We start from the raw sequence: 24913 nt of genomic DNA, 5'->3' as shown, positions 1-24913 counted from the left end.
CGCGACAGGACGTCACGACGCCTCATGAATGTGCAAAAGCAGATGAACGCAGCCGCGCCCTCGGCCAACAGCGACAGCAGAGCCGCGCCCGCGCGCGAGCATCGGATCATGCTCTACAGCCACGACACCTTCGGGCTGGGGCACCTGCGGCGCTCGCGTGCGATTGCCTCGGCGCTGACCGCGCATGACCCGAACGCCTCCGCGATCATCCTCACCGGCTCGCCCGTCGCGGGCCGCTTCACCTTTCCCGAAAAGGTCGACCACATGCGCCTGCCCGGCGTCACGAAGCTGCCTGACGGCACCTATGTCAGCCAGACGCTGGGCCTGGATATCGACGATACCACCAACCTGCGCTCCGGTCTGATCCAGACCGCGGTGGAACAATACGAGCCCGACCTGCTGATCGTCGACAAGGAGCCCACGGGCTTTCGCGGCGAGCTGCTGCCGACGCTGGAATGGATCGCCAGCCGTGGCACCACGCGCTGTGTGCTGGGGCTGCGTGACGTGCTGGACGCGCCCGGCGCGCTGGCCACCGAATGGGTCCGCAAAGGGGCGACGGAGGCCACGGAGCGCTTCTACGACCAGATCTGGGTCTACGGCCCCCGCTCGATCTACGACCCGACCCAGGGCCTGCCGCTGTCCGAGGCGACCCGCGCCCGCATCCACTGGACAGGCTATCTGCGCCGCGAAGTCACCGATGTGGCCGAAACGCCCGACACGCCCTACGTGCTGATCACCCCGGGCGGCGGCGGCGACGGGCGCGCCATGGTCGATCTGGTGATTCGCGCCTACGAATCCGATCCGACGCTCGCGCCCAACGCGATGCTGGTCTACGGGCCGTTCCTCTCGGGCGAGGTGCGCGAAGCCTTCGAGGCGCGGGTTGCCAAGCTGAACGGCCGCGTCACCGCGCTGGGCTTTGAGAGCCGGATCGAATCGCTCTTTGCCGGGGCCCAGGGGGTTGTGTGCATGGGCGGCTACAACACCTTCTGCGAGGTGCTCTCCTTCGACCAGCGGGCGGTGATCGTGCCGCGCACCGTGCCGCGGCTGGAGCAGTGGATCCGCGCCGCCCGCGCCGAAGAGCTGGGGCTCGTCCGCATGCTCGACGAGGAGCGCGACGGCATGACCGCCCAGACGATGGTGGAGTTCATCCGCGCCCTGCCCGCGCAGCGCAAACCGTCGCAGGCGGGTGCGGACGGGCTGCTCGACGGGCTCGACGTGGTCGTCGCCCGCACCGCCGCGCTGCTGGCCGAGAAATGACACCGCGGCCCCGGCGGCTGGCGGTGGTGGTCAAGGGCTGGCCGCGTCTGTCCGAGACCTTCATCGCGCAGGAACTGGTGGCGCTGGAGGAGGCCGGGCTGCCGCTTGAGATCTGGTCCCTGCGGCATCCGACCGACACCAAGACCCACCCTCTGCACGACCGGCTGCAGGCCCCGGTGCGCTACCTGCCCGAATACCTCAAGGACGAACCGCAGCGTGTGCTGCGCGGGCTGCGCGCCGCCCGGCGGCGGCCAGGGTTCGCGACCGCCTGGCGCCTCTTCCGCCGCGACTATGCGCGCGACCGCACGCCCAACCGCCTGCGCCGCTTCGGCCAGGCCTGCGTACTGGCCCGGGAGCTGCCCGCCGACACGCCCGGGCTCTACGCCCATTTCCTGCACACCCCCTCCTCCGTGGCCCGCTACGCGGCGATCCTGCGCGGGCTGCCCTGGGCCTTTTCCGCCCATGCCAAGGACATCTGGACCTCGCCCGAGTGGGAGCTGCGCGAAAAGCTCGCACCCGAAAGCTTCGGGGCCGCCTTCGGCGCCACCTGCACCGGTGTCGGCGCCGCACATCTGCAGGCGCTGGCCGATACGCCCTCCCGGGTCGATCTGGTCTACCACGGCCTCGATCTGGCGCGCTTCCCCGCCCCACCCGACCGCCCTGCCCGACAGCTCGGCGATCCGCTGCGGCTGATGTCCGTCGGGCGGCTGGTGGAGAAAAAGGGGTTCGACCGCCTCATCGACGCCTTTGCCCTGCTGCCGGGCGATCTCAATTGGCACTGGACCCATATCGGCGGCGGCACCCTCAAGCACGACCTGCAGGCGCGCGCGCAGGCCACCGGCGTGGCAGAGCGCATCACCTGGCGCGGCGCCTGCGACCAGCCCGAGGTCATCGCCGCCATGCGCGCCGCCGATCTCTTCGTCCTGCCCAGCCGTGTGGCCGCCGACGGCGATCGCGACGGGCTGCCCAACGTGCTGATGGAAGCCGCGAGCCAGAGGCTGCCGATCCTCTCCACCCCGGTCTCCGCCATCCCCGAATTCATCGAGACCGGCACCCATGGCACGCTCACCGCCGACGCCCCCGACGCCCTCGCCCGCGCCCTCACCGACATTGCCCAGACCCCCGAGGCCGCCGCCCGCATGGCCGAGGCCGCGCATGCCCGGCTGCTGGCCGAGTTTCAGATGGCGCCGGGCATCGCCCATCTCGCCGACCGGCTGCGCCGCATGATGGAGGCCGCCGCGTGACCCCGGTGGCCTTCTACGCCCCGATGAAGGCGCCGACCCATCCGGTCCCGTCGGGAGACCGCACCATGGCCCGCGCGATCCTCAAGGCGCTGGATCACGGCGGGCTGGGGTGGGATCTGGTCTCCACCCTGCAAACACGCGACAAGGCCGGCGACACCACCACGCAAAACCGCCTCATCGCCGCCGCCGAGACGGAGGCCGCGCAGCTGATCGCACGGGGCCGCTGCGCCGGCTGGCGGCTCTGGCTGACCTATCACAGCTACTACAAGGTGCCCGACCTGCTGGGCCCGCCCGTGGCCGCAGCCCTCGGCATCCCTTACGTGCAGATCGAGGCGACCCGCGCCCGCAAGCGCCTCACCGGCCCCTGGGCCGCCTTCGCCGCCACCGCCGAAGCCGCAAGCGACGCCGCCGCCGTCATCTTTCACCTCACGGAGCGCGACGCCGAAGCGCTGCACGCCTATGCGCCACCCGGCCAGCGCATCCTGCACCTGCGCCCCTTTCTGGCCCAGGAGGAGCTGCCGCAGGCCGGACCCCGCACCGGCCCGATGCTCAGCGTCGGCATGCTGCGCCACGGCGACAAATTCGCCTCCTACGAACTCATCGCCGATACGCTGAAACTGCTCACGGTGCCCGACTGGCGGCTGGTGATCGCCGGAGACGGTCCGGCGCTCGACGCGGTGGCCTCCATCATGCACGGCTTCGGGGATCGTGTGGTCCTGCGCGGCTCGCTGGACGCCGCCGAGATGCAGCGCGCCTACCGCGATGCAAGCCTGCTGTTCTGGCCGGGCGTGAACGAGGCCTTCGGCATGACCTATCTGGAGGCCCAGGCCGCGGGTCTGCCGGTTGTCGCACAGGACCGGCTCGGCGTGCGCGACGTGCTGCCCCCCGGCCCGCACCCGGCGCCCGGCGACGGGCCCGCGGCCCTCGCCGCAGCCCTGCACCACCTCCTGACCAACCCCGCCGAGCGGCTGGCCCGGGGCGATGCGGCCCGCGCCCATGTGGCCGCCCGGCACCTGCTGCCCGCGGCAAGCGCCACGCTCTGCGGCACCATCGCGGAGCTGATCGCATGATGCGCCTGGCGCTCCTGCGCCACGGCCACACCGCCTGGAACCGGGCGGGCCGCATCCAGGGCCGTACCGATGTGCCGCTCGAGGCCGACGCCGAGGCGCAGCTCGCCACCCTGCGCCTGCCCACGCCCTGGGACCGCGCCGCCCTCTGCGCAAGCCCGCTGGCCCGCGCCCGGCGCACAGCCGAATGCATCGCCGACCGGGCACCGGAGACGCACGCCGCCCTCATCGAAATGGACTGGGGCGCCTGGGAAGGGTTGCAGGGCGCCGTGCTGCGCGCCGATCCCACCAGCGGCTTTCGCGATATCGAGGACTGGGGCTGGGACTTCCGCCCGCCCGGCGGCGAAAGCCCCGCCGAAGTGCGCGCCCGGCTCACCCCCTGGGCCGAGGCGCTGAGAACCGACACGCTCGCCGTCTGCCACATCGGCATCATGCGCGTGCTGCTGGCCGGGACCACCGGCTGGAATTTCACCGGCCCCGCACCGTTCCGGATCAAGCGCAACCGGCTCTATATCCTCAGCCGCACCGCCACGGGCTGGCAGCTCGACGATCCGCCCCTGCGGCTGGAGGCGCGCGCATGAGCACCGTTGCGATTCTCGTTACGCATCTGCTCGGCACCGGGCATCTGGCCCGCGCACTGACTCTGGCCCGCGCCTTTGCCGCAAGCGGACACCGCGCCGTTGTCCTCTCGGGCGGGCGCCCCGTGCCGCACCTCGACACCCGCGAGATCGAGATGCGGCAGCTGCCACCGCTACAGTCCGACGGTGTGAATTTCACCCGGCTGCTCGACGGCACCGGCGCGGTGGCCAGCGCCGCCTATCTGCAGAACCGGCAAGAACGGCTCTGCGGCAGCCTCGCGGATCTCGCCCCCGATGTGCTGATCACCGAGCTCTTCCCGTTTGGCCGCCGCGTGCTCCGCGCCGAATTCCTCGCAGCCCTTGAGACCGCACAACATCGGCCGCGCGCGCCCCTCATCTGCGCCTCGATCCGCGACATCCTCGCGCCGCCCTCCAAGCCCGCCAAGGCCGAGGCGACCGCCGACATCATCCGCCAGCACTACGATGCGGTGCTGGTGCATTCCGACCGCGATGTCACCCCGCTGGACGCCAGCTGGCCGGTGTCTCCCGACCTCGCTGCCAGGCTCTGCTACACCGGCTTCGTCGCGGCACCACCGGCCCGGCCCCATCCCGACGGGCTGGGGGCCGGTGAGGTGCTGGTGAGCGCCGGGGGCGGCAACGTCGGAGCGGAGATCTTCGCCGCCGCCCTGCAGGCCGCCACCGCCGACCCGACCCGACCCTGGCGCCTGCTAATCGGCGGCGGCGACAGCGCGGCGCAGATCGCGGCGCTCCGCCAGACCGCCCCGCCCAATGCCACCGTGGAAGCCGCGCGCCCGGAGTTCCGGCAGATGCTGCACCACGCCGCCGCCTCCGTGTCCATGGCGGGCTACAACACCGCGCTCGACCTTCTGCAGACCGGCACGCCCGCGGTGCTGGTGCCCTTTGACGCCGGGGGCGAAGTGGAGCAGCGCCTGCGTGCCGAGGCGCTCACGCAGCTGCCCGGCGTAGCACTCCTGCCCAGCGCGGCCCTCTCCGGCCCCGCCCTGCTGGAACACGTCCGGCAGGCGATCTCCGCGCCGCGCCGCCCGGCGCGCACCGACGGGCTCGATGGCGCCGCCGAGACCGTGCGATGTGTCACGCGCCTGCTGGAGCAGCGCCATGCGGGTTGACTGGTCTCCCCTGCGCCGCGAACTCGCCCTCTGGCGCGCCGAGGGCCGCCACCCGCCGCTGTGGTGGCGCGACGATGACGCGGTGCGCGCCACTGCCGCGCTCGAGGACCTGACCGCGCTGGCGACCGCGCTTGAGCTGCCCGTGCACCTCGCCGTGATCCCCGCCTTCGCCGAACCCTCGCTTGCGGAGGCCGTGGCGGAAAGCCCCATGCTCCTGCCCACGGTGCACGGCTGGGCACATGAGAACCGCGCAGCACCCGGCGCGAAAAAGGCCGAATTCGGCGCGGCGCACCCCGACAGCGCCACCCTGCTGAGCCGCGGTCTCACCAAGCTGCAGGCGCTCTTCGGCCCGCGCCTCCTGCCCGTCTTCGTGGCACCTTGGAACCGCCTGCATGCCGACGTGCTGCCGCACCTCGCCACCGCAGGCTACCGCGCGGTGTCGACCTTCACGCCCCGCCCGCAGCCCTTTGCCCGGCCGGGGCTGTTGATCGTCAACACCCATATCGACCCCATCGACTGGCGCGGCACCCGGGGCCTGCATGACCCGGCTGTGATCGTCGCGCAGACCGTGGCCCACCTGCAGGCCCGGCGCGCAGGCACCGAAGACCCCACGGAACCGCTCGGATATCTCACCCACCACCTTGTGCATGATGCTGATATCTGGTCCTTTTCGCGCGCGCTCCTGACCGAACTTCTGGACGGCGGCGCCACCGCAACCCCCCTGACCCAACTGCTGAAGGACACTGCATGAGCCGCCTTGAATCCATGCGCCGCAGGCTCACCGCCCAGATCGACGGGATCAACTGGGCCGCCGAGACGATCGCCCCGCTGCCGGGCGACGTGCTCGAGATGGGCTTGGGCAACGGGCGCACCTACGACCACCTGCGCCAGCAGCTGCCCGACCGGCGCATCTGGGTGATCGACCGGGTGCTGCAACCGCACCCCTCCTGCATCCCGCCCGCCGACTGCTTCCTCGAAGGCGAGGCCGACGCCATGCTGATCCGCCTCGCAGAGACGGGCGCGCGCATCGTGCTCGCACATTACGACTTCGGCTTCGGCATCAAGGAAAAGGACGTGGCCGAGGGCGCGCGCCTCTCCCCGCTGATCGCACCCCTCATGGTGCCGGGTGGGCTCATCGTCAGCCAGCAGCCGCTCACCGGGTTCGAGCAGCTCTGCGGCCCCGACAGCATCGCCCCCGACCGCTACCTCTTCTACCGGGCCGGCTGAACGCACGGAACCATTCCGCCGCAGGTGCGTTCCTGTCTCGGATCAACGAAAGGAAAGACCATGCTGAGATTTGTTGCTGCACTCACCGTACTGACCGCCCTGGCCGCCTGCGAGACCACCAAAGGCGTGGGGCGCGACGTGGAAGACGCAGGCGAAGCGATCCAGGACGCCGCAACCTGACCGGACCGGGTCCAGACAGACCTCAGAGGTGGCCCCGCGCCACCTCTTTTTTTGCGTGAACTGCCCTCGAAAATGGGTATACCTTGGGCGAAGACTTCCAACCAAAGGACCACTCCGATGATCAGACTTGCCGTTGCCCTCGCCGTCATCTTCACCCTGACAGCCTGCGAAACCACCAAGGGCCTCGGCCGTGATGTGACCAACGCCGGCGAGGCGCTCGACGAGGCGATCTGAGCCCCTCAGGCGGAGATCCGCGCCGCCACCGCCCAGGACACCGGCAACGCCAGCAGCGCGCCCACCCCCGCGGCCACCCCGATGGGCAGCGCCGCGGTGTATCCCATGCTCAGCACGGCGATCACCCCCGTCCCGGCCAGGGTGGCGGCGACGAAACAGTAAAGAATTGCAATCAGACGTAGCATGTCAGGCCTCATGCGGATGTGGCTGCGCAGGTCTTGCACAGCGGTGTGTCGGGCAGCACGGCCAGCCGCGCCTCCGAAATATCCTCGCCACAGGTGAGACAGACGCCGTAGGAGCCCGACGCAACCCGGGCCAGCGCGGCATCGATCCGGCGCAACTCGTTCAGCTCCGCCTGCCCCAAGGCTTCCAGCACCTCGTCGCCCTGCCGTTCGGAGGAGAAATCCTCCCAGTCCTTCGGCGGCGTCGCATCCAACTGCTGCTCCACCTCCGTCAGATGCCCCACCAGCTCGGCCCGGCGGCTCAGCAGGATGTCCTTGGCCCGCGCGTCATCCATCACCTGTCTCCTTTCTCTTGCGAAAAGAGATCGCACAGGGCGCGCGCCCGTGCCTTGATGTGGGTCAATTGAGCGGGGACAAAAGGGGGCGAAACAAGCGAAAGGCGCCAGGGGATCGAACCGAAGTCCAGACCCGTGCCCGAGAGCACATCCTGACGCCTTCTTGAACCTCTATATCCCCCCAGAGGGCGACAGCAGGCCCAGCTTGCGTTGAGAGCGTTGCCACCCTCCGCCGAGACGACCCGTCCGAAGACCGGCCCTCCCCCGCATCATCCCTACCTGACCCGGGTCCGTCTTCGCCGCCCTTGCGAGCCGCTCCAACCTCTCCGTGCCCGGCCTCCGCCGCCCTTTCGCCACGAGGCTTTCACCTCCCCGCGATCCGACCTGCATCCTCGTGGAGTTTGCGATCCGAACCTGACCCGAAGGCCTATCCCGTCTCGCCACCACCCCGAGGGGCCTTTGCGTCCTCAACTTCGTTCAGTGAACTCCGCTGCGGTAAGGTCAGATTGCGTCTTTCGAGGTGAGTCGCGCAACAGAAAAATGACGGATCGCGGAAATTTCTTGTGGATAAGGTATTGAATTTGTTGCGGTTTCAACTGTGGGTAACTTGGGGATAAGCTGGAATTTATGTTTGTTTTGGCAGGTTTCCAGAGGGAAGGTGTTTTTCTCGGCGCGCCGCTTTTTTGGGCAGGCCGAAAACGGCTTTCTGGCGTCAAATCGGAGCCTGGGTCTTGCCTCTTTTGTGCATTCGGGGCAAATGAGGCGCTGTCGGGGCATCGCCCGCGCGCCGCTGTAGCTCAGCTGGTAGAGCACGTCATTCGTAATTAGCGGGTCCGCTCGTGAATGTGATGTGATGCCAAGGGATTGGCGAAACGGAATTGAAAATAGTAGGGCATTAGTATGGTGCCCTGCGTTTGGTTAGGCCGCATTAGCTCAGTTGGTAGAGCACGTCATTCGTAATGACGGGGTCAGGTGTTCGAGTCACCTATGCGGCACCACCGTCGCCGTGTCAAAGGCGACGAGCAACGTTTCAGTCTGGTGCAAGCGGCAGGCGTGTCGCAGACATGCCGAGAGCGCGCCTCTTTCTGCGCTAGGTGGATCAAACAGTTCGGAGTGCGGTTTGAAGAGACGAAAGTGGAGAGCGCAAACGCTACGCTGAGCAACGCTATTCCAGTCTGCATATGAAATCCACCTTGTCTCTGCTCGCAGGGTTGGAGCGAAGTGGCGGCCGAACCAAACGCCCGCAGCACGCCTCCGGCGCTGTTTGAGTACGGCAGAGGCGGTCCGTGCGCTAACCGATTTCTGGTTGAGCATTTAGCAAAGGCGTTTTGCGTTTATCTCGATGTGATAAGAATGAGAAAAATTCGGTAAACTGTAAAAGTAATTATTATACCAAGGATAAAAACTACTAATTGTAAGTTGCCGAGCTCCGCCGCGTATATATACTAAAGTCTTTTCGCTGGTATACCCTCAAAATATTCATTCAGTTCTTTCCCAGCCAATTTTACATCTAATTTGCCATGCCCATCACTGCCAAATTTAGACATGAATAGCTTTCTAGCAAATGGACGGAACTTGAAACTTCCCGAACTCTCAGCGATCATGAATTCACGTGAACACTTCAATAAGTTGTTGTCGGGAAAGTTAATGCGCGGCGACTTAGGATCACTCAAGGTATTTTGGCACCAATTGATATCAGCCTGAAATTCTGGTCCTATCTGACCTTTCGTGAAGGTCGGTCTTTGCGCAAAAATTGAAACTATGGTCAGAAGCTTAGATTTATACTTAAAATGGTATTTTGCCGCTAAGCCCCAAGATTCCCCATCATGTAGAAGATGACATAGTGAATAGTTCATTTTCTTAAAACCACCCGACTTCAACGGTACCGTCCACTCAAGACCTGATCCGTAGGCTTTCTCTATGTCCATGCGGAATTGGGTTTCACGATAAAAGTACTCTCCAAGCCTTTGACTTGCTGCACGAAGGGCAGGACTAAGTCCGCCATACTCCTCACATACCAAAGGATGAGTAAAATTCGATTTCATTGGTCCAAACTCATCCCAATACAAGTCCCCTGAACCAGAACCCATCGAAACCACAATCGTTTCGTCGTTATCATCGCTAAAACTATTAGTGATGTATTTAATCCTTTTTCCGTCAAAATGGAATAATGCCCATGACAGTGATCTTAAGTTTAAATCTGAGTACTGAGTTAGGTAATTCTTAACTTCGTTAAATTTTTTGGATTTCAGCCTTTCTAGCTCACGAACAATACTCGCAGTTTCAATCCTTATACCAGCCCATAAGAATAGGTACTTACCGCAAATATGCATCTTCTGAACCAGATCTACACCTAAGGTAGGATGGGGGAGACCATTTTGTCTAGACGGAGAAAGTCCATTCCAGACCCACTTCTCTTTTCCATCTGACAGCAGTAGATCGGATACGAATAGCGAGGAGATAGGTGAAAACTTTGAGATAAAAGCTGCAGCAAATATCATGGTGTCGGCGCTAAAAATATCCTAGTGATGAAAGTAAACATATAAAATCTGAGATCCTGCTGCCGCTTTGCTAAGTCCCAGAGATGTCAAAGCTCACCTATCCATCCCCGCCACCACTGTACTGAGGTGCGGCCGCAACTCTGCTATGCAAAGCCGCTTTCCCGCACGCGTCGTCAAAAATGGCCAGCTGTCAGCCATCCATTTTTAACGCGGAAATAAACGCCTCCTGCGGAATATCCACCTTCCCGAACTGGCGCATCTTCTTCTTCCCCGCCTTCTGCTTGTCCAGCAGCTTGCGCTTCCGCGTCGCGTCGCCACCGTAGCACTTGGCCGTCACGTCCTTGCGCATCGCCGAGAGCGTCTCCCGCGCGATCACCTTGCCACCGATGGCCGCCTGGATCGGGATCTTGAACATGTGCCGCGGGATCAGGTCCTTCAGCTTCTCCACCATCGCCCGCCCGCGCTGCTCCGCCCGGTCGCGGTGGACCATTGTGCTCAGCGCATCCACCGGCTCGTCGTTCACCAGAATGGACATCTTCACCAGCTTGTCCTCGCGGTAGCCGATCATCTGATAGTCAAAGCTCGCGTAGCCCTTGGTGACCGATTTCAGCCGGTCGTAGAAGTCGAACACCACCTCGTTGAGCGGCAGGTCATAGACCACCATCGCGCGCGACCCCGCATAGGTCAGATCGAGCTGAATGCCCCGCCGGTCCTGACACAGCTTCAGCACGTCGCCCAGATACTCATCCGGCACCAGGATCGTCGCCTTGATCCGCGGCTCCTCCAGATGATCGACCAGCGTCAGATCCGGCATATCCGCCGGGTTGTGCAGCTCCATCATCTCGCCGTCCTTGAGGTACACATGATAGATCACCGAGGGCGCCGTGGTGATCAGCTCGATGTCATACTCCCGCTCGATCCGGTCGCGGATTACCTCCAGATGCAAGAGCCCCAGGAACCCGCAGCGGAACCCGAAGCCCAGCGCGGCGGACGTCTCCATCTCATAGGAAAACGACGCATCATTCAGCGCCAGCTTCTCGATCGCATCGCGCAGGTCTTCAAATTCCGCTGAATCCACCGGGAAGAGCCCACAGAACACGACAGGCTGCGAGGGCTTGAACCCCGGCAGCGCCACCTCCGTGCCCTTCTTCTCATGGGTGATCGTGTCGCCCACGCGCGTATCCCGCACCTGCTTGATCGAGGCCGTCAGGAACCCGATCTCCCCCGGCCCCAAGGCGTCAATCACCGTCATCTCAGGGCGGAAGACACCGATCCGGTCGACGTGATAGCTGGCCCCGGTCTGCATCATCCGGATGCGCTCGCCCTTCTTGAGCACGCCGTCCATGATCCGCACCAACACGATCACGCCGAGATAGCTGTCGTACCAGCTGTCCACCAGCATCGCCTTCAGCGGCGCCTCGCGCGCGCCCTTGGGCGCGGGCAGATGCTGCACGATGGCCTCCAGCGTCTCTGTGATGCCCTGCCCGGTCTTGGCCGAGACTTGGATGGCGCCGCTCGCATCGATCCCGATCACATCCTCGATCTGCTCCGCCACCCGGTCACAGTCGCTGGCCGGCAGGTCGATCTTGTTCAGCACCGGCACGATCTCGTGATCCGCATCAATCGCGTGATACACATTCGCCAGCGTCTGCGCCTCGACGCCCTGCGTGCTGTCCACCACCAGCAAGGACCCCTCGACCGCCCGCATGGACCGCGAGACCTCATAGGCGAAATCCACATGCCCCGGCGTGTCGATCAGGTTGAGCACATAACCCTCGCCATTCTGCGCGGTGTAATTGATCCGCACGGTCTGCGCCTTGATGGTGATGCCGCGCTCGCGCTCGATGTCCATGCTGTCGAGCATCTGATCCTTCATATCCCGGTCCGCCACCGTGTTGGTGGACTGAATGAGCCGGTCAGCGAGCGTCGATTTCCCATGGTCGATATGCGCGACGATGGAGAAATTGCGGATATGTGAAAGCGGTGTCATGGTGTTGGGATATGGTGCGGAATCCTCTAAGGGTCAATTAGTTTTAGATGTCAGAAATTTTGGATTTCGACAGCGCTGGAGATTGGCTGGACGGTCAAAATCATCAAACCAGAGTCTGGTTTGGGGCGCGTTCCGCACTCCGGTGCTTGCCTGCGCTCGAAACGCGAAGTGAAGACCTTTTCAACGGTTTTCGCGCCGCGCTGATCGCCTCAGCCGCCAGCAGAGATCATGACGGTGGTCGAGTAAGATTCGCAAAAGCCGCAGGCGCGGCGGCAGAAGCCATAGCCGATGCAGCTTTGTATGACGAAGAAGCACATGAAAGAGCCGCTCTATCCCTTCAATGCGCGCTATTCACTGTCTGCGACTCACAGCAGGATTCCGTTCTCTTCGCTCGCAACACTTTAGGGCGAACGGCTGCTAGCGCCCGCGAACTCGTCGCGCCAACTGGCCCAGATCCACAGAACCCAGAATACAAACCGGAGGACCTACCAGATCGAGAGCGCGCCGCATCGTCCATCTATAGAGCCGCGCACCTCGACAGCCTCCAGCCTTTGTCGTGGCCGCCTTTGTGGCACGATGAGCAGCTGGCCAACCCCTTTCCATCGCTCGCTCCGAGCGTTTTTGGACACTCCGATGGCAATAGCCGGAATAGATACTTTTTGTACGATTGGTACGACGCCATTCTCAAAGGTACTCCGCTGCCGTGGGAACTGACTCAACGCATTGCACTGGAGATTACCGATAGGCATTGGGAGTCTGGGCAAGCCGTCCTAGAACGTCGCATTTCTGAAATCCGTGCCGCTTATGATGTCCAGGTCATCGCTCACGGCATCGCAGAGTCTGCCCACTTGTCACAACCCGGCGGGCCGGGAATGGGCCACAACCAGCCGCCCTCCTTGGCGGACGACGACCTTCCTGCTCAAGCGCCGGAGACCATAATCTGGGTCGCCGCAGACGAACTGCGCACACAGGCGCAGGCGGAAACGCCAACGCCGTCCAGAATCAAGCGCGCACTCTCCCTCATTGCAGGCGTATTGAAGGCATCCGGACTTTGGGTCGCGGGGACGGTCGCCACAGGTATCAGCGTAGCAACTGTAACTGTGGTCAAGAAGGGAGCAGATGCTTGGGCGGTTCAGAACCAAGACAAGCTCGTTGAACTTATCGACGCGGCGCTCAAATGGCTATCGCTGCTTTTTTGAATCCGGGTTGCAGCAAAACGCTTCTCTAAATGCCCAATCTCCGATTGGGCAGCGCCCGAACCGCCCCCGTCGTGCCAGAGGCACGCCTGCGGCGTGACGCGGGCGCTTCGCGTCCACCCCTCGGTTCGGGCGCGGTGCTATACTGAAAGCGTACCGCCCTTCACGCTTCCCCCGGGGCACCGCCCGTTAACGGCTGAAACAGCCCCCGGATAGTTTCCGAGGCGCTGCCACCCCCCCTCGGTTCGAACGCAGGCGCCATTCTGAAAGCGCATCGTATGATATCGGTCCACCCTGGCGCTTCGCGAAGCTGGTGCCCGGCACCTGTGTCGGCGACAGAGCGGAGGCAAAGCCTCTGTGGAGTTGGCCGGTTCTGCCCTCAAGCGACACAATGCGTGTTCGGCCCACCAATGACCTGCCGGACCGTTGGACGACGGCCTCATCCCGGACGGCCTCCCAGACGGGCCTTACCCACCGGCCCAAGTCTTGCGACGTGTGTGTACGGCACGTTGAACCGTCCCCCCCGGACCGTTCAATTCGGCAATGCCGAACCGTGCCTTAACCCCCTCTCAACAAACCCCACCGCGCTCTCTCTTAACCACGCAACGTCGGTGCGCGGCACCGACACAATACCGACGTTATACCGACGCGATACCGACGTCCAAATCGCCCTGAAAACCTGCGTTAACCCGCGATTCGGCGCCCCACGCCAAAACCACCGCCCGAACTGTTGCGCGTACGGTCCCTTTACGGCCCGATCAACTTAGAGACCGAATGGTCCACAATTCCGCACAATCCCTCGTGCACCCACGCACCGCCCTCCGCCACTCGTGAGTTTGACCCACCCAGATACACGCGTAAGATGTATAGAGACGCCGGTCCGGCGCCGCTTCCCGAAAGGCACGTCCATGACGCACTCCCCCCGCATCCTCCCCGCTTCCGCCGGGCTCCTCGCCCTTGCGCTGCCGCTCGCCGCCACCGCTCAGCAGGCAGGCCCCGAGGTCGATTTCTACGGCCATCTGAACCTCGGCATCATCAACGTGGACAATGGCGACGGATCGAATACAGGCCTGACAGATAACGATAATTCCAACAGCCGGATCGGGTTGATCTACAAACAGCCACTGCAGGGCGGCGCCGAATTCCGCCTGCATTTCGAGACCGCTCTGGGCTTCACGGGCTCCTCCAGCATCAATGGCGCCGACGACGGGTTCGAGCAGAATTACCGCCGCACCGAGATCCGCAAGTTCGAGGCGATCTACCAGTCCCACACCTTCGGCACCTTCTCCTTCGGACAAGGCAGTATCGCCACCGACAGCACGGCGGAGGCCGACTTCTCCGGCACCTCCGTCATCGCCTACTCCAGCCTGCAGGATCAGGCGGGCAGCCAGGTCTTCCAGCTTGCAGGCGGCGGCGCCTCCGGATTTGACATCGGCGACGCCTTCAGCGCCTTCGACGGCGGCAGGCGGTTCCGCATCCGCTATGACACCCCCAGTTTCGCCGGATTCTCGCTGGCGGTCAGCGCCGGGGAAGAGGTCCTAACCCGCGGAAATGAAGACGAATTTTACGACATCGGCCTGAAGTACGATCAGGATTACGGCGCCTATCAGGTGGCTGCCCGCGCAGGTCTGTCGATCCGCGATTCCGATGAAGAGCTGCTGCTCGGGTCGGTCGCGATCCTGCACAAGGACACCGGCCTCAACCTCTCCGTCGCCACCGGTCGCCAACAGGACGGCGACGCGAGCTATGTCTACATCAAGGGCGGCATCAAACGCGATTGGATCGCCGCCGGAGAGACCCGCATTTCGCTTGACTACTACGCGGGCGAAGACTTCGGCGTGACTGGCTCGGACTCAAGCTCCGTCGGCCTCGCCGTGGTGCAAAAGGTCGATGCCTGGAACACCGAGCTCTATGCCAGCTACCGCACCTTCGAGTTCGACGACACCGGCGCCGACTTGCTGGATCAGGATGTGACCTTCGTCGGGGCGCGCTGGCGCTTCTGACGGGTTTGCAGTGGGCGCCGTGATGCGCCATAACAGAGCCATCTCAACGCGGGACCTTCACGATGCTGCGCGGCGCTGGCCTGATCTGTTTCATTCTGACCTTGGCCGCCTGCGGTGGCGGGAACGCACCGCAGCAGACCGCGGCTCTCAGCCCGCCCCCTCTGCCCGTTGCCGACGGCACGCCCCAGTTCGCCTCCGGCCCGATTGGCACCGCCTGTCTCGTGCATCGACGCCCCGGTGCGACGCGGGAACGTTGCGGCTGCATCCAGGCCGCCGCCAACCAAACCCTGACACCGGCCCAGCAGAAGCGCAGCGTCCGTTTCTTCAGTGAACCCGGGCAGTTACAGGATGTCCGACAATCCGATGCGCCGGGCAATGAACGCTTCTGGACGGCGTGGAAGCGCTTTGCAGAGACCGCCGAAACCTTTTGCAGGGAAGTCTGACAGACCCGGTCAAAGGTCCCGCATCCAGAACTGCAGCGTCTTTTCGGTCTCGTTGGCGGTGTCCAGATCTTTCCACGAAAACCGCGCTGTCACCCCTTCGAGCGGTGCATAGCCGCGTTTGCGCCAGAACGGGTCCAGCGGAGCATAGCCCGCTGGCCGCGCAGGATGATCACCCGGCCGGATCACCGCACAAAAGCAACACTTGAGGTACCCCAGATCCCGGGCATGAGCCTCGCGCGCCTCGAAAAAAGCATGGCCCGCACCCTGCCCGCGATACTGCGGCAACAGGACGCTCTCGGCGCAATAGAAGATCCTGGCGAGGTCCAACCCGGCCTCGGCAAAAGCCGCCGCGAAGTCCTCCGCATGATCGCTCAGCGGTGTTCCGGTGGAAGCGCCGACCAGCCGTGCGCCGTCAAACGCGCCCACCACAATCGCCTTTGCGCTGGTCAGATAGGGCTGCAGATACCGCTGCTCGTAGTCGAGGTCACCGTCGTAAAGATAAGGCCAATCTCGGAACACGGTGATCCGCAGCCGCGCGACATCTTCGATGTGATCCGACAGTTCGGACCGGCTCAAGGGGCGGATATCAAGCGCCACGCTCAGGAGACCTGCCGGACCCAATCCGAGAAGTTATAGCGCGTCGTCACACGGGTGATCAGCCCGTCTGCGACATCAAAGAACGACCCCGCAGGCAGCTGATATCGCTGGCCTTTCGCCTCGGGCAGCCCCTGATCTGTCTCGAGATAACGGCCATTCACCACATATTCGGCAGCGGCGCGCCCATGCTCAGGCGCATCGAAAATCACCATGTCGGTCAGTGTCTCGTCGTAACAGCGGCTCATGTGGTCACAGAACACCGCGAAGGCCTCCTTGCCCCGGCGCACACCGCCCTCGTTCACGTGATGTGCCACGTCGTCCGACAGGCAATCGAGCATCGCGCGCGTGTCCTTTGCGTTGAAGGCCTCGAAGTATCGCTTCACCACATCCGCCATGGCGGTCCTCCTCAGATAATCTCGGTGGGCGCGCCAAACCGGTTGAGTAGACGCTCTTTGATCTGATCGCGTGCCTGTCGGTAGCTCTCGAGCTTGGCCTCGCGGCTCTCGCCGAGGCCGGTTGGATCGAGAATGGGCCAGTATTCCACGTCCAGATGGTAGAAGCGGGTAAGATCCAGCGCCCGGCGCTGTGACGCGGGGCTCAGCGCGATGACCAGATCGAAGGAACTCAGATCATCCCCCCAGTTCTCCATCTCATCAAAGCTGCGCGAGCGGTGGCGGGACAACTCCACATCCATTTCTTGGCACACAGCGATGGAAAACCCGTCGATCTCCATATCGTTCGTAACCCCGGCGGACTGCACGTAAGTGCCCGTGCCGTAGAACTTTTTCATGATCCCTTCGGCCATGGGAGAGCGCACGGCATTGTGGTCGCAGCAAAACAGAACCGACCCTGGGAGCGCGTCGCTCATTCAGCCTCCGAAGTGCAGCACACAGATCAGCGTGAAGAGGCGGCGGGCGGTGTCAGTATCCACCTCGACCTTGCCGTCGAGCCGCTCCTGCAGCACACGGCTGCCTTCGTTGTGGATGCCGCGGCGGGCCATGTCGATGGTCTCGATCTGGCTGGGTGGGAGCTTTTTCACAGCCTCGAAATAGCTTTCGCAGATCTGGAAATAGTCCTTCACGACCTGCCGGAAGGGCCCCAGCGAGAGATGAAACTCCGCCGCCTTTTCCGCGCTTTCGGTGTTCACATCGAACACCAGCCGCTTGTCGCGGATCGCCAGGCTCACGTGGTACGGCCCCTCGGGCACCGCGCGCCCATCGCGGGCAGGCAACTTGAAGGTGTTCTCCTCAAGCAGATCGAACATCGCGACACGGCGCTCCTGTTCGATCTCTGGGGTGGCCGGCGGCAGGCCAGCGTCATCAAGGACGATCTGTGAAATACGGGACATAGGAGAGGTTCTTCACGCAAAACAAACAAACTCGAGATGCTTAACGCAGGTTCGCCGCAAAGAGCAACGACGAAGGCGCCCCGGGTCAGTCGTTGAGCTTCTTGAGCCGTGCAGTGACCGAGAGGCCGTGCGCTTCCAGGCTTTCAGTCTGTGCCAGCGTCTCCGCCGCCGGGCCGATGCTGCGCAAGGCGCCGGGTGTCATGCGCGCGAGCGTGGTGCGCTTGAGAAAATCCAGCACCGAGAGGCCCGAGGAAAACCGGGCAGAGCGCGCGGTGGGCAGCACGTGGTTTGGCCCGCCCACATAGTCGCCGATGGCCTCCGGCGTCCACTGGCCAAGGAAGATTGCCCCCGCATGGGTGATCTGCGCGCTCAAGGTCTCGGGATCGGCGACGCAGAGCTCAAGGTGCTCGGGCGCAATGCGGTCACTGAGCGTTGCAGCCGTTGTAAGGTCCGGCACGGTGATGATCGCCCCGAAATCGCGCCAGGACGTGCCCGCGATTGCGCGCCGCTCAAGCGTTTCAAGACGCGCTGCGACGGCCTCCGCCACCGCGCGCCCGAACCCCGCATCCGTGGTGATCAGGATCGATTGCGCGCTTTCGTCGTGCTCCGCCTGGCTCAGCAGATCAAGTGCTATCCAGTCCGGGTCGTTGTCACCATCGGCAATGACCAGGATCTCGGACGGCCCGGCAATCATGTCGATGCCGACCTTGCCAAACACCCGGCGCTTGGCCGCAGCCACATAGGCGTTGCCGGGGCCGGTGATCTTGTCCACCGGCGCGATGGTTTCGGTGCCATAGGCCAGGGCCGCCACCGCCTGCGCACCACCGATCCGGTAAATCTCGTCGACACCGGCGAGCGCGGCAGCAGCCAGCACCAGGGGGTTCAACACTCCGTCCGGCGCCGGCACAACCATGGCAAGACGCGGCACGCCGGCGACCTTGGCCGGGATGGCGTTCATCAGCACCGAAGACGGATAGGAGGCCAAACCGCCCGGCACGTAGAGCCCTGCGGCGGCCACGGGCGTCCAGCGCCAACCGAGGGTCGCGCCGCTTGCATCGGTCCACTGCAGATCCTGCGGTTGCTGGCGCTCGTGATAGGCGCGGATGCGCTCGGCAGCAAGCTCAAGGGCCGCAATCTCCACCGCCGGGACATTGGCCGTGGCCTCGTCAATCTCCGCCGCCGAGACCCGCAAGGCCTCGGACGTCAGCGCGAGCCGGTCATATTTTTCGGTAAGCTCAAGCACTGCCGCGTCCCCGCGCGCACGCACATCGGCGATGATGGCGGCCACAGCCTCATCCACATCCGGGCTGTCCTCGCGCTTGGCGGTGAGCAGGCGCTCGAACGAGCTCTCAAAGTCGGGCGCGGTGGCATCGAGGAAGACGGGCATGGGGCTGACCTTGGACAGGCGTCGGAGGCCGCTGCGGCATCGACGCAAGGAGATTGAGACAGAGACGCATTCAGTCCGGGTGTTCCGGCGTTTTCTTCGACGGAGCCATATAGGGTTTGGTGACGTCTTTCAAAGTGGCTTCCAGCGCTTCGACAGACAGCCGGATCGCGCCATCTCCCGCAAGGGTCAAAAGCACCTGTCCTGCGGGCGCGTCGATTGCCTCGAAGGCAATCGACAAGAGAGACAGCACAGTGTCGCAGTCGGTGCGGTCGATGCCGTTGCTTGCGACACCGGTGACCCCTTCGAACACCAGAAGGGACTGCACCCGTTCGGGTGAGGCCGCACGCGCCGGACCTTCCTCCCACCGGAACCGATTGATCAGCAGGGCAAAGCGGCGCGCGCTCCGGTCCCAGCGCATCTCCGTCGCGGGAAACACCCCGTCCTGAACCAGCGCGGAGACCACGGCCAGATCATCCGCATCCACCGCGCCGAGATTGAGCGGTGCCTCCCGGCCATCTTCGAAACGCGCGTCGTTCATGTGCCGGAAATCCGCTGGATGTTTGCGCCGACGCCGGAGAGCTTCGCGACCACATGTTCATAGCCGCGGTCAAGATGATAGACTCGGCCGACCAGCGTTTCACCTTCCGCAGCCAGCCCCGCCAGGATCAATGAGACGGACGCGCGCAGATCGGTTGCCATGACCGGCGCGCCCTTGAGCTTTTCAACCCCGGTGACAGTTGCAGTCCCTCCGTGCACGTCGATGTCAGCGCCCATGCGCATGAGTTCCGGCGCGTGCATGAAGCGGTTTTCAAAGATCTTTTCTTCCAGAACGGACGTCCCGTCTGCGGTACAGAGCAATGCCATCATCTGCGCCTGAAGGTCGGTTGGGAAGCCCGGGAAGGGCTCGGTCGTGACATCGACCGCGTGAACTCCGGCGTTGCGACGGCTCACCTTGAGCCCTCGCTCGGTTTCGGTCACGTCGACACCTGCAGCGTCGAGCTTTTCGCAAAACGCCTCCACCAGATCGAGGCGCCCCCCCAGCAGTTCGACCTCGCCGCCGCATATGGCCGGCGCCAGCATGTAGGTGCCGAGCTCGATCCGGTCGGTCACAACGGTGTGCGTGGCCCCTCCCAGCCGGTCGATCCCCTCAATCGTGATGATCGACGTGCCTTCACCGGCGATCCGCGCGCCCATGGCACGCAAACAGCGCGCCAGATCCACGATCTCGGGCTCACGCGCCGCGTTGTTGAGAACGGTCGTGCCCTTGGCCAGGGTCGCTGCCATCAGCGCGTTTTCGGTCGCCCCCACAGAGGCGAAGTCGAAATCCACCGTACCACCCTGCAGCCCGTTCGGGGCTTTGGCATGCACATAGCCGTCTTTCAATTCAAGGTCGGCCCCCATGGCTTCCAGCGCCTTGAGGTGCAGATCAACCGGACGCGCGCCGATGGCGCATCCGCCCGGCAGCGAGACCACCGCGTGACCTTCCCGCGCCAACAGCGGGCCCAACACAAGGATCGAGGCGCGCATCTTGCGCACGATGTCATAATGCGCGGTGTGATTGCTGATATCGTGGCTCGCCAGAGCAATGACCTGTCCATCCTGCAGGGCGGCGACCTCTGAGCCCAGGGATTGCAACAACTGGGTCATGGTCTGGATGTCGCTGAGCCGCGGCGCGTTGATCAGTGTCAAAGGTTCCTCGGTCAGAAGCGTGGCGGGCATCAGCGTCAGGCAGGCATTTTTGGCGCCCGCAATGGGGATCTGCCCGCTCAACGCGCCGCCGCCCTTCACAAGTATTGAATCCATGCGCTTATGCGTCCTTTTCTGCTCCGGCGTCCGGTGAACCGCCTGCCTGTGCCCCCTGGCTTTGCGCCCGCGCCTGTGCCTGCGCCTTGCGGCGCGCCATGTTGGCTTTCAGTGCCGCCTTCAAGCGATCTTCACGTGCCGCGCCAGCGCGAACCGGCTCTCGAGGGTCTGATTTCCGTGCCATGGCGCCTGTCTATCGCAGGCAGCCGAAAGCGTCCAGATTGGGCTTGCGCCGCTGCGGGATTGCGTCTAATCACCCGAGCCATCGGCGCTGCTGTAGCTCAGAGGTAGAGCACTCCCTTGGTAAGGGAGAGGTCGAGAGTTCAATTCTCTCCAGCAGCACCATCTCGCTTTCACACCGAATATTCTTCTAAACATGTCGAATGGAGCGCTAAGCCGAGCATTCGAGACATACCTTTTTGGCGGTATCGACGTGCGACCTCGCACCCAACGCAGGCAGAAGTCTCTCGCCTTGCAAAAGCTCAATTCCAGAACAATTTGGGCGAGTTTGACCGAAGTCCAAGGGTGAGTTCGATACAGTCCCATGGCCGAAACCTTTCTGACACCTCGTGCTTAGTCTTCTCCCGCAGTGCAGTTCTATTTCTTTCCAGCTATTTGATCTCGCCCTCTGAGGTGCGGACCACCGTGGATTCATCCGCTTCAGTCACACGATCCGGAAGGCTCTCGACCTGTCGCTTGAGATCGTCGAGTTGGTTCTGCGATCCCAGCCTTTCACCTTGCGCTGCGACAAGCCGTTTGTCAGGCCAATCGCAGAGAGGTTTTGGTCTGAGGCCGCGATGATGACCAGTCGGTTGACGCGCCGCCCTTGTCGTATGGATGTCTCACCGTGGCTGCTGACACAAAGCATTGAGACCCTTGCGGTCATGGCCCTGGCGTTGTGCTTCCACGCGCCTAACGCGCCGCGAAGCGGTTGGGCGTGTAGGGGCGCAGGTCCATGTTGGGCACCTGACCGGTGAGCATCTCCGCGATCAGACGGCCCGTCTTGGGACCGCCGGTCAGGCCGATGTGGTGATGCCCGAAAGCGCTCAGCACACCGGTTTCGGCAATCTCTCCAATCAGCGGCAGGCTGTCGGCGGGCGCGGGGCGGTGGCCCATCCACTCCACCTCCCGCCCGTGGGTCAGAGAGGGGTACGCCACCCGAACCTGCCGTCGCAACAGCGCGAAGGGCGCTTTCGACGGGCCGGTGTCCAAACCCCCAAGTTCCACCACGCCGGCGCAGCGCAGCCCGGCGGCCATTGGTGTCGCCACGAATTTCCCGCTGGTCACCATCGTGGGAGCCTGTGGTCCCCCCACCGCACCTTCAAAGACGATATGGTATCCCCGCTCACTCTCCAGCGGCACGGACAGACCCAACTTCTGCATCAGCGGCTTTGACCAAACGCCAGTGGCCAGAACCACGCGATCACAGGGCAAGGCGCCTTCGGTCGTGCAGACCGCCGCGACCCGCCCACCTGACAGATCAAAGTCCGTCACCTCCGCTGTCCTGATCTCGCCCCCTAGATCAGTGAAGACCCGCGCCAGCGCAGCAACATACCCGCCCGGGTCCCGGATGAACCCGTGATCCTTCATCGTCGCCAGACATCCCACCGCTGGCGAGAGGGCGGGCTCCACCTCCCGCACCGCCGCCCCTTCCGTGATCTGGGGCACGAAGCCCGCCGCGCGGCGCAGCTCCCAGGTATAGCCATCGGCGTCGAAGGCTGCGCGATCCCTGTAGGCGAAATGATAGTCGCTGTCGGTGACCCAATCGGCCGCTTGAGTGCCCTGCACCAGCGCCTTGTGCTGCTCAACCGTGTCTGCCACGATCGGCGTGAGGCCCTGCGCAATCCGCCGCGTCTCCCGATCATTGGCATGGCTGAGGTACTTCATGAGCCAAGGCGCGAGCTTCGGCAGATAGCCCCATCGCAGGAACAGTGGAAAATCCTTGTTCAACAGCATGGCCGGCGCTTTCGGGATCAGGCCCGGTGTCGTCACGGGCACCATCGAACAGGCCGCCAGCACGCCCGCGTTGCCAAAGGAGGTGCCCTGCCCCGGCGCGCTGCGATCCAGCAGGATGACCTTTGCGCCATACCGCCGCAGCCAGATCCCCGTCGAGACACCGACAATGCCTCCGCCGATGATAATGATGGTCCCGGTCATCGCTCATCCTGTCCCCGCAGGACCATTTGGCGGGCAGGGGACGCTGCGTCAATCCTTTGTGACCGCGCAGGACAGGTGCTGCACGATTGCCCTTTCGGCATAAGTGAGACAGCATATGAGGCGAAAAAGGGCCACAGCGGCACGGAGCGAGCGATATGGATGTCCAACGGGGCGGCAAAACGGTCTATGGGGCGACCGTCGGCATCCTGATGCTGGAGACGCGGTTTCCCCGCATCCCCGGCGATATCGGCAATGCAACGACCTGGCCGTTCCCGGTGCAATATCGCGTGGTGGAAGGCGCCACGCCCGATCAGATCGTGCTCCAGGATGCACGGGCGATGCGGGATGCCTTCCTCACCGAAGGCCGGGCGCTGGTGCGCATGGGGTGCGACGGAATTGTCACCAACTGCGGGTTTCTGTCAGTCCTGCAAGACGATCTGGCGATGGGACTGGGCGTGCCCGTGGCCAGTTCGGCACTGATGCAAATCCCGATGATCCAGCGCAGCCTGCCGTTTGGTCAACAGGTCGGCGTGCTCACCGTCTCGAAAACCAGCCTGACACCGGACCATCTCGCCGCCGCCGGCGTGCATGCGGAGGTACCAATCGTGGGCACGGAGGGCGGGCGCTGCTTCTCCCAGGCCTTTCTCACCGACCAGCCGCGCATCGACTTCGGCGCCTGTCAGCGCGATATGCTCGACAGCGCCACAGAGCTGGTGGGCACCTACCCCGACGTGGGCGCCATCCTTCTGGAATGCACGAACATGGTGCCCTATGCCCCGGACATCCGGCGCGCGACCGGGCGGCCCGTCTTTTCGATCTACACCCTCGTCAACTGGTTCCAGGGGGCACTGACCCCGAGGATCTTTGGGCAGATGGTGGAAGATCCGCGGCCCCTCTAGCGATCAAACCTCGCCCTGGGCAGCGTAGGCCCGGCCGGTCCCCGTCTGCAGGAACGCCGCCAGGGGCACATCCTCCTGCTTCAGAAATCCGGCAGACGGCAACACGCCATCGCGCACCAGCTCGATGATGCCCACAACGGAACAGGCCGTTGTCCATGCAATCGCCGTCCTGCTGCGCCCGGCGAGCGCCATCGGCTTGTACCCGCGGACGAACTCGCGCCGCTCCAGCGCCCCGTCAATCCTGCCCTCTGCCGAGACATGCACATAGACGATGTCATCATCGACCGGCGGCTTGGCATTGACGAGGATCTCGCCAGCCTCGCGTCGGCGGTCGCGCATCAGCAGTTCGTGAAAGAAAAAGTTCATCAGCGCCACATGACCGGGATAGCGCATGGTCTTGTAGTCCATGTTGGGCACCCGCCCGTGATACGTCTCACACATGGTGCCGAGACCGCCCGAGGTCGTGAAAGCCTCCAATTCGGTGCCGTTGATATAGAGTTTCTCGATCCACTCCATCGGCGAGACGGTCTTGATCTGCCCGTCCTCCAGCACCTCGCAATCGTTGAGATACTCGTTCACGACGCCCTCCGGTGACCAGTTGAACGAATACCCCATGAGCCCGGTGGGGTGCTGCGGCAGCGCGCCCACACGCATCTTGCACATCCGACAGTCATCGAATTGCCCGATGAGATCGGCGCCCACGATCCCCACAAATCCCGGCGCCAGCCCGCATTGCGGCGCCATCAGACCCGCTGAGGTCTCTGCCAAATCACGGATGGCCTTGGTCGTGGGCACGTCCTCGGTCAGATCGAAGTAATGGATGCCGGCCGCGTGGGCGGCTTCAGCCACGGCCGCGCTGAGGTGATAGGGCAGGCAGGAGAGCACCGCATCGGTATTGCGCAGTTCACCGGTCGGCTGTGTGAGGTCGGCCAGGTCATGCCGCCGCGTTTCGAACGGCAGCTCGGCAGGGGCCGTCTCCATATCCATCCCGGTCACGGTGAACCCTGCCGTGTGCAGCAGTTCCCCCGCCAGCGCACCCACTTTGCCCAAGCCCAATACGACAATAGACTTCATCTGCGCTCCCCTCCTGCCTGCGGCGGTGATGCTCCGCCGATCACATGCAAATCGCGTTCGCGA

27 protein-coding genes and 2 tRNA genes are annotated in these 24913 nt (G+C 63.8%); 15 read left to right on the top strand and 14 right to left on the bottom strand.

The window, feature by feature from the left end:
- Positions 1-42: 42 nt before the first annotated feature.
- The 9 genes from Q1A71_RS08215 (at position 43) to Q1A71_RS08175 (ending at position 6935) form a co-directional block, all read left to right on the top strand.
- A complete protein-coding gene (locus tag Q1A71_RS08215; RefSeq protein ID WP_299674319.1) occupies positions 43-1257 on the top strand; it encodes a hypothetical protein in 1215 nt (404 codons plus the stop codon).
- Positions 1254-2501 (top strand): glycosyltransferase, encoded by a 1248-nt coding sequence (locus Q1A71_RS08210; RefSeq protein WP_299673892.1) that lies wholly within the window; start codon positions 1254-1256, stop codon positions 2499-2501. Before Q1A71_RS08215 ends, Q1A71_RS08210 begins: the two co-directional genes overlap by 4 nt.
- Positions 2498-3571 (top strand): glycosyltransferase family 4 protein, encoded by a 1074-nt coding sequence (locus Q1A71_RS08205; RefSeq protein WP_299673890.1) that lies wholly within the window; start codon positions 2498-2500, stop codon positions 3569-3571. The genes Q1A71_RS08210 and Q1A71_RS08205 overlap by 4 nt, the downstream gene beginning before the upstream one ends.
- Positions 3568-4149 (top strand): histidine phosphatase family protein, encoded by a 582-nt coding sequence (locus tag Q1A71_RS08200; protein WP_299673888.1) that lies wholly within the window; start codon positions 3568-3570, stop codon positions 4147-4149. The genes Q1A71_RS08205 and Q1A71_RS08200 overlap by 4 nt, the downstream gene beginning before the upstream one ends.
- Positions 4146-5294 carry a glycosyltransferase gene (locus Q1A71_RS08195; RefSeq protein ID WP_299673886.1) on the top strand — a complete coding sequence of 383 codons (1149 nt, stop codon included), beginning with the start codon at positions 4146-4148 and terminating at the stop codon, positions 5292-5294. Before Q1A71_RS08200 ends, Q1A71_RS08195 begins: the two co-directional genes overlap by 4 nt.
- Positions 5284-6045 carry a polysaccharide deacetylase family protein gene (locus tag Q1A71_RS08190; RefSeq protein ID WP_299673884.1) on the top strand — a complete coding sequence of 254 codons (762 nt, stop codon included), beginning with the start codon at positions 5284-5286 and terminating at the stop codon, positions 6043-6045. The genes Q1A71_RS08195 and Q1A71_RS08190 overlap by 11 nt, the downstream gene beginning before the upstream one ends.
- Positions 6042-6521, top strand: coding sequence for a class I SAM-dependent methyltransferase (locus tag Q1A71_RS08185; protein ID WP_299673882.1), 480 nt, complete (start codon positions 6042-6044; stop codon positions 6519-6521). The genes Q1A71_RS08190 and Q1A71_RS08185 overlap by 4 nt, the downstream gene beginning before the upstream one ends.
- Positions 6522-6581: 60 nt before the next feature.
- On the top strand, positions 6582-6701 hold the full coding sequence (locus tag Q1A71_RS08180; protein WP_299673879.1) for an entericidin A/B family lipoprotein: 120 nt from the start codon (positions 6582-6584) through the stop codon (positions 6699-6701).
- A gap of 117 nt (positions 6702-6818) precedes the next feature.
- The gene (locus tag Q1A71_RS08175; RefSeq protein ID WP_299673877.1) at positions 6819-6935 is read left to right on the top strand and encodes an EcnA/B family entericidin; all 117 of its coding nucleotides are present in this window, start codon (positions 6819-6821) and stop codon (positions 6933-6935) included.
- A 5-nt stretch (positions 6936-6940) separates the two neighbouring features.
- On the opposite strand, the gene Q1A71_RS08170 is transcribed toward Q1A71_RS08175, so the two are convergent.
- Together Q1A71_RS08170 and Q1A71_RS08165 are read right to left on the bottom strand one after the other, a co-directional pair.
- Positions 6941-7120, bottom strand: a complete 180-nt coding sequence (locus Q1A71_RS08170) for a CTP synthetase (RefSeq protein ID WP_299673875.1) — start codon at positions 7118-7120, stop codon at positions 6941-6943.
- Positions 7121-7128: 8 nt separating this feature from the next.
- Entirely contained in the window at positions 7129-7452 is a 324-nt protein-coding gene (locus tag Q1A71_RS08165; protein ID WP_299673873.1) for a TraR/DksA C4-type zinc finger protein, read from the bottom strand.
- Positions 7453-8374: 922 nt separating this feature from the next.
- On the opposite strand from Q1A71_RS08165, the gene Q1A71_RS08160 reads away from it, so the two are divergent.
- Positions 8375-8450: transfer RNA gene (locus Q1A71_RS08160), tRNA-Thr, on the top strand.
- Positions 8451-8897: 447 nt separating this feature from the next.
- Here Q1A71_RS08160 and Q1A71_RS08155 read toward each other — a convergent pair.
- Together Q1A71_RS08155 and lepA are read right to left on the bottom strand one after the other, a co-directional pair.
- A complete protein-coding gene (locus tag Q1A71_RS08155; RefSeq protein ID WP_299673870.1) occupies positions 8898-9953 on the bottom strand; it encodes a hypothetical protein in 1056 nt (351 codons plus the stop codon).
- Between the two features lie 190 nt (positions 9954-10143).
- Positions 10144-11943 (bottom strand): translation elongation factor 4, encoded by a 1800-nt coding sequence (lepA, locus tag Q1A71_RS08150; RefSeq protein ID WP_299673868.1) that lies wholly within the window; start codon positions 11941-11943, stop codon positions 10144-10146.
- Between the two features lie 47 nt (positions 11944-11990).
- Between lepA and Q1A71_RS08145 the strand changes: the two genes are divergently transcribed.
- From Q1A71_RS08145 to Q1A71_RS08135, 3 genes are all read left to right on the top strand, one after another.
- Positions 11991-13142 carry a hypothetical protein gene (locus Q1A71_RS08145; protein WP_299673866.1) on the top strand — a complete coding sequence of 384 codons (1152 nt, stop codon included), beginning with the start codon at positions 11991-11993 and terminating at the stop codon, positions 13140-13142.
- A 905-nt stretch (positions 13143-14047) separates the two neighbouring features.
- On the top strand, positions 14048-15142 hold the full coding sequence (locus Q1A71_RS08140) for a porin (protein ID WP_299673864.1): 1095 nt from the start codon (positions 14048-14050) through the stop codon (positions 15140-15142).
- 62 nt (positions 15143-15204) lie between these two features.
- Positions 15205-15585: a hypothetical protein gene (locus tag Q1A71_RS08135; RefSeq protein ID WP_299673862.1), complete on the top strand. Its 381-nt coding sequence runs from the start codon at positions 15205-15207 to the stop codon at positions 15583-15585.
- A 9-nt stretch (positions 15586-15594) separates the two neighbouring features.
- Here the strand turns inward: Q1A71_RS08135 and Q1A71_RS08130 are convergent, their stop codons facing one another.
- The 8 genes from Q1A71_RS08130 to Q1A71_RS08095 form a co-directional block, all read right to left on the bottom strand.
- A complete protein-coding gene (locus Q1A71_RS08130) occupies positions 15595-16182 on the bottom strand; it encodes a GNAT family N-acetyltransferase (RefSeq protein ID WP_299673860.1) in 588 nt (195 codons plus the stop codon).
- Between the two features lie 2 nt (positions 16183-16184).
- The gene (locus tag Q1A71_RS08125) at positions 16185-16577 is read right to left on the bottom strand and encodes a ketosteroid isomerase-related protein (protein ID WP_299673858.1); all 393 of its coding nucleotides are present in this window, start codon (positions 16575-16577) and stop codon (positions 16185-16187) included.
- Between the two features lie 11 nt (positions 16578-16588).
- Positions 16589-17050, bottom strand: a complete 462-nt coding sequence (locus tag Q1A71_RS08120; RefSeq protein ID WP_299673855.1) for a low molecular weight phosphatase family protein — start codon at positions 17048-17050, stop codon at positions 16589-16591.
- A complete protein-coding gene (locus Q1A71_RS08115) occupies positions 17051-17530 on the bottom strand; it encodes a UPF0262 family protein (RefSeq protein WP_299673853.1) in 480 nt (159 codons plus the stop codon). It abuts the gene before it with no gap.
- A gap of 85 nt (positions 17531-17615) precedes the next feature.
- Complete coding sequence (hisD, locus tag Q1A71_RS08110) at positions 17616-18917, bottom strand: histidinol dehydrogenase (protein WP_299673852.1); 1302 nt, start codon at positions 18915-18917, stop codon at positions 17616-17618.
- A gap of 70 nt (positions 18918-18987) precedes the next feature.
- The gene (locus Q1A71_RS08105) at positions 18988-19455 is read right to left on the bottom strand and encodes a DUF2948 family protein (protein ID WP_299673850.1); all 468 of its coding nucleotides are present in this window, start codon (positions 19453-19455) and stop codon (positions 18988-18990) included.
- Positions 19452-20720 carry a UDP-N-acetylglucosamine 1-carboxyvinyltransferase gene (murA, locus tag Q1A71_RS08100; protein WP_299673848.1) on the bottom strand — a complete coding sequence of 423 codons (1269 nt, stop codon included), beginning with the start codon at positions 20718-20720 and terminating at the stop codon, positions 19452-19454. Before murA ends, Q1A71_RS08105 begins: the two co-directional genes overlap by 4 nt.
- A 4-nt stretch (positions 20721-20724) precedes the next feature.
- Positions 20725-20904 (bottom strand): hypothetical protein, encoded by a 180-nt coding sequence (locus Q1A71_RS08095; protein ID WP_299673846.1) that lies wholly within the window; start codon positions 20902-20904, stop codon positions 20725-20727.
- An 86-nt stretch (positions 20905-20990) separates the two neighbouring features.
- Here Q1A71_RS08095 and Q1A71_RS08090 point away from each other — a divergent pair.
- Positions 20991-21065: transfer RNA gene (locus Q1A71_RS08090), tRNA-Thr, on the top strand.
- 567 nt (positions 21066-21632) lie between these two features.
- Here Q1A71_RS08090 and Q1A71_RS08085 read toward each other — a convergent pair.
- Positions 21633-22877, bottom strand: a complete 1245-nt coding sequence (locus tag Q1A71_RS08085) for an FAD-binding oxidoreductase (protein ID WP_299673844.1) — start codon at positions 22875-22877, stop codon at positions 21633-21635.
- 155 nt (positions 22878-23032) lie between these two features.
- On the opposite strand from Q1A71_RS08085, the gene Q1A71_RS08080 reads away from it, so the two are divergent.
- Entirely contained in the window at positions 23033-23776 is a 744-nt protein-coding gene (locus Q1A71_RS08080; protein ID WP_299673842.1) for an aspartate/glutamate racemase family protein, read from the top strand.
- Positions 23777-23779: 3 nt separating this feature from the next.
- Here Q1A71_RS08080 and Q1A71_RS08075 read toward each other — a convergent pair whose 3' ends face one another.
- Positions 23780-24850, bottom strand: a complete 1071-nt coding sequence (locus Q1A71_RS08075) for a saccharopine dehydrogenase C-terminal domain-containing protein (protein WP_299673840.1) — start codon at positions 24848-24850, stop codon at positions 23780-23782.
- Between the last annotated feature and the right edge of the window lie 63 nt (positions 24851-24913).

This window comes from uncultured Roseobacter sp., assembly GCF_947493125.1.
GTDB lineage: Bacteria > Pseudomonadota > Alphaproteobacteria > Rhodobacterales > Rhodobacteraceae > Roseobacter.
This window is presented reverse-complemented; position numbering and strand designations above follow the sequence as displayed.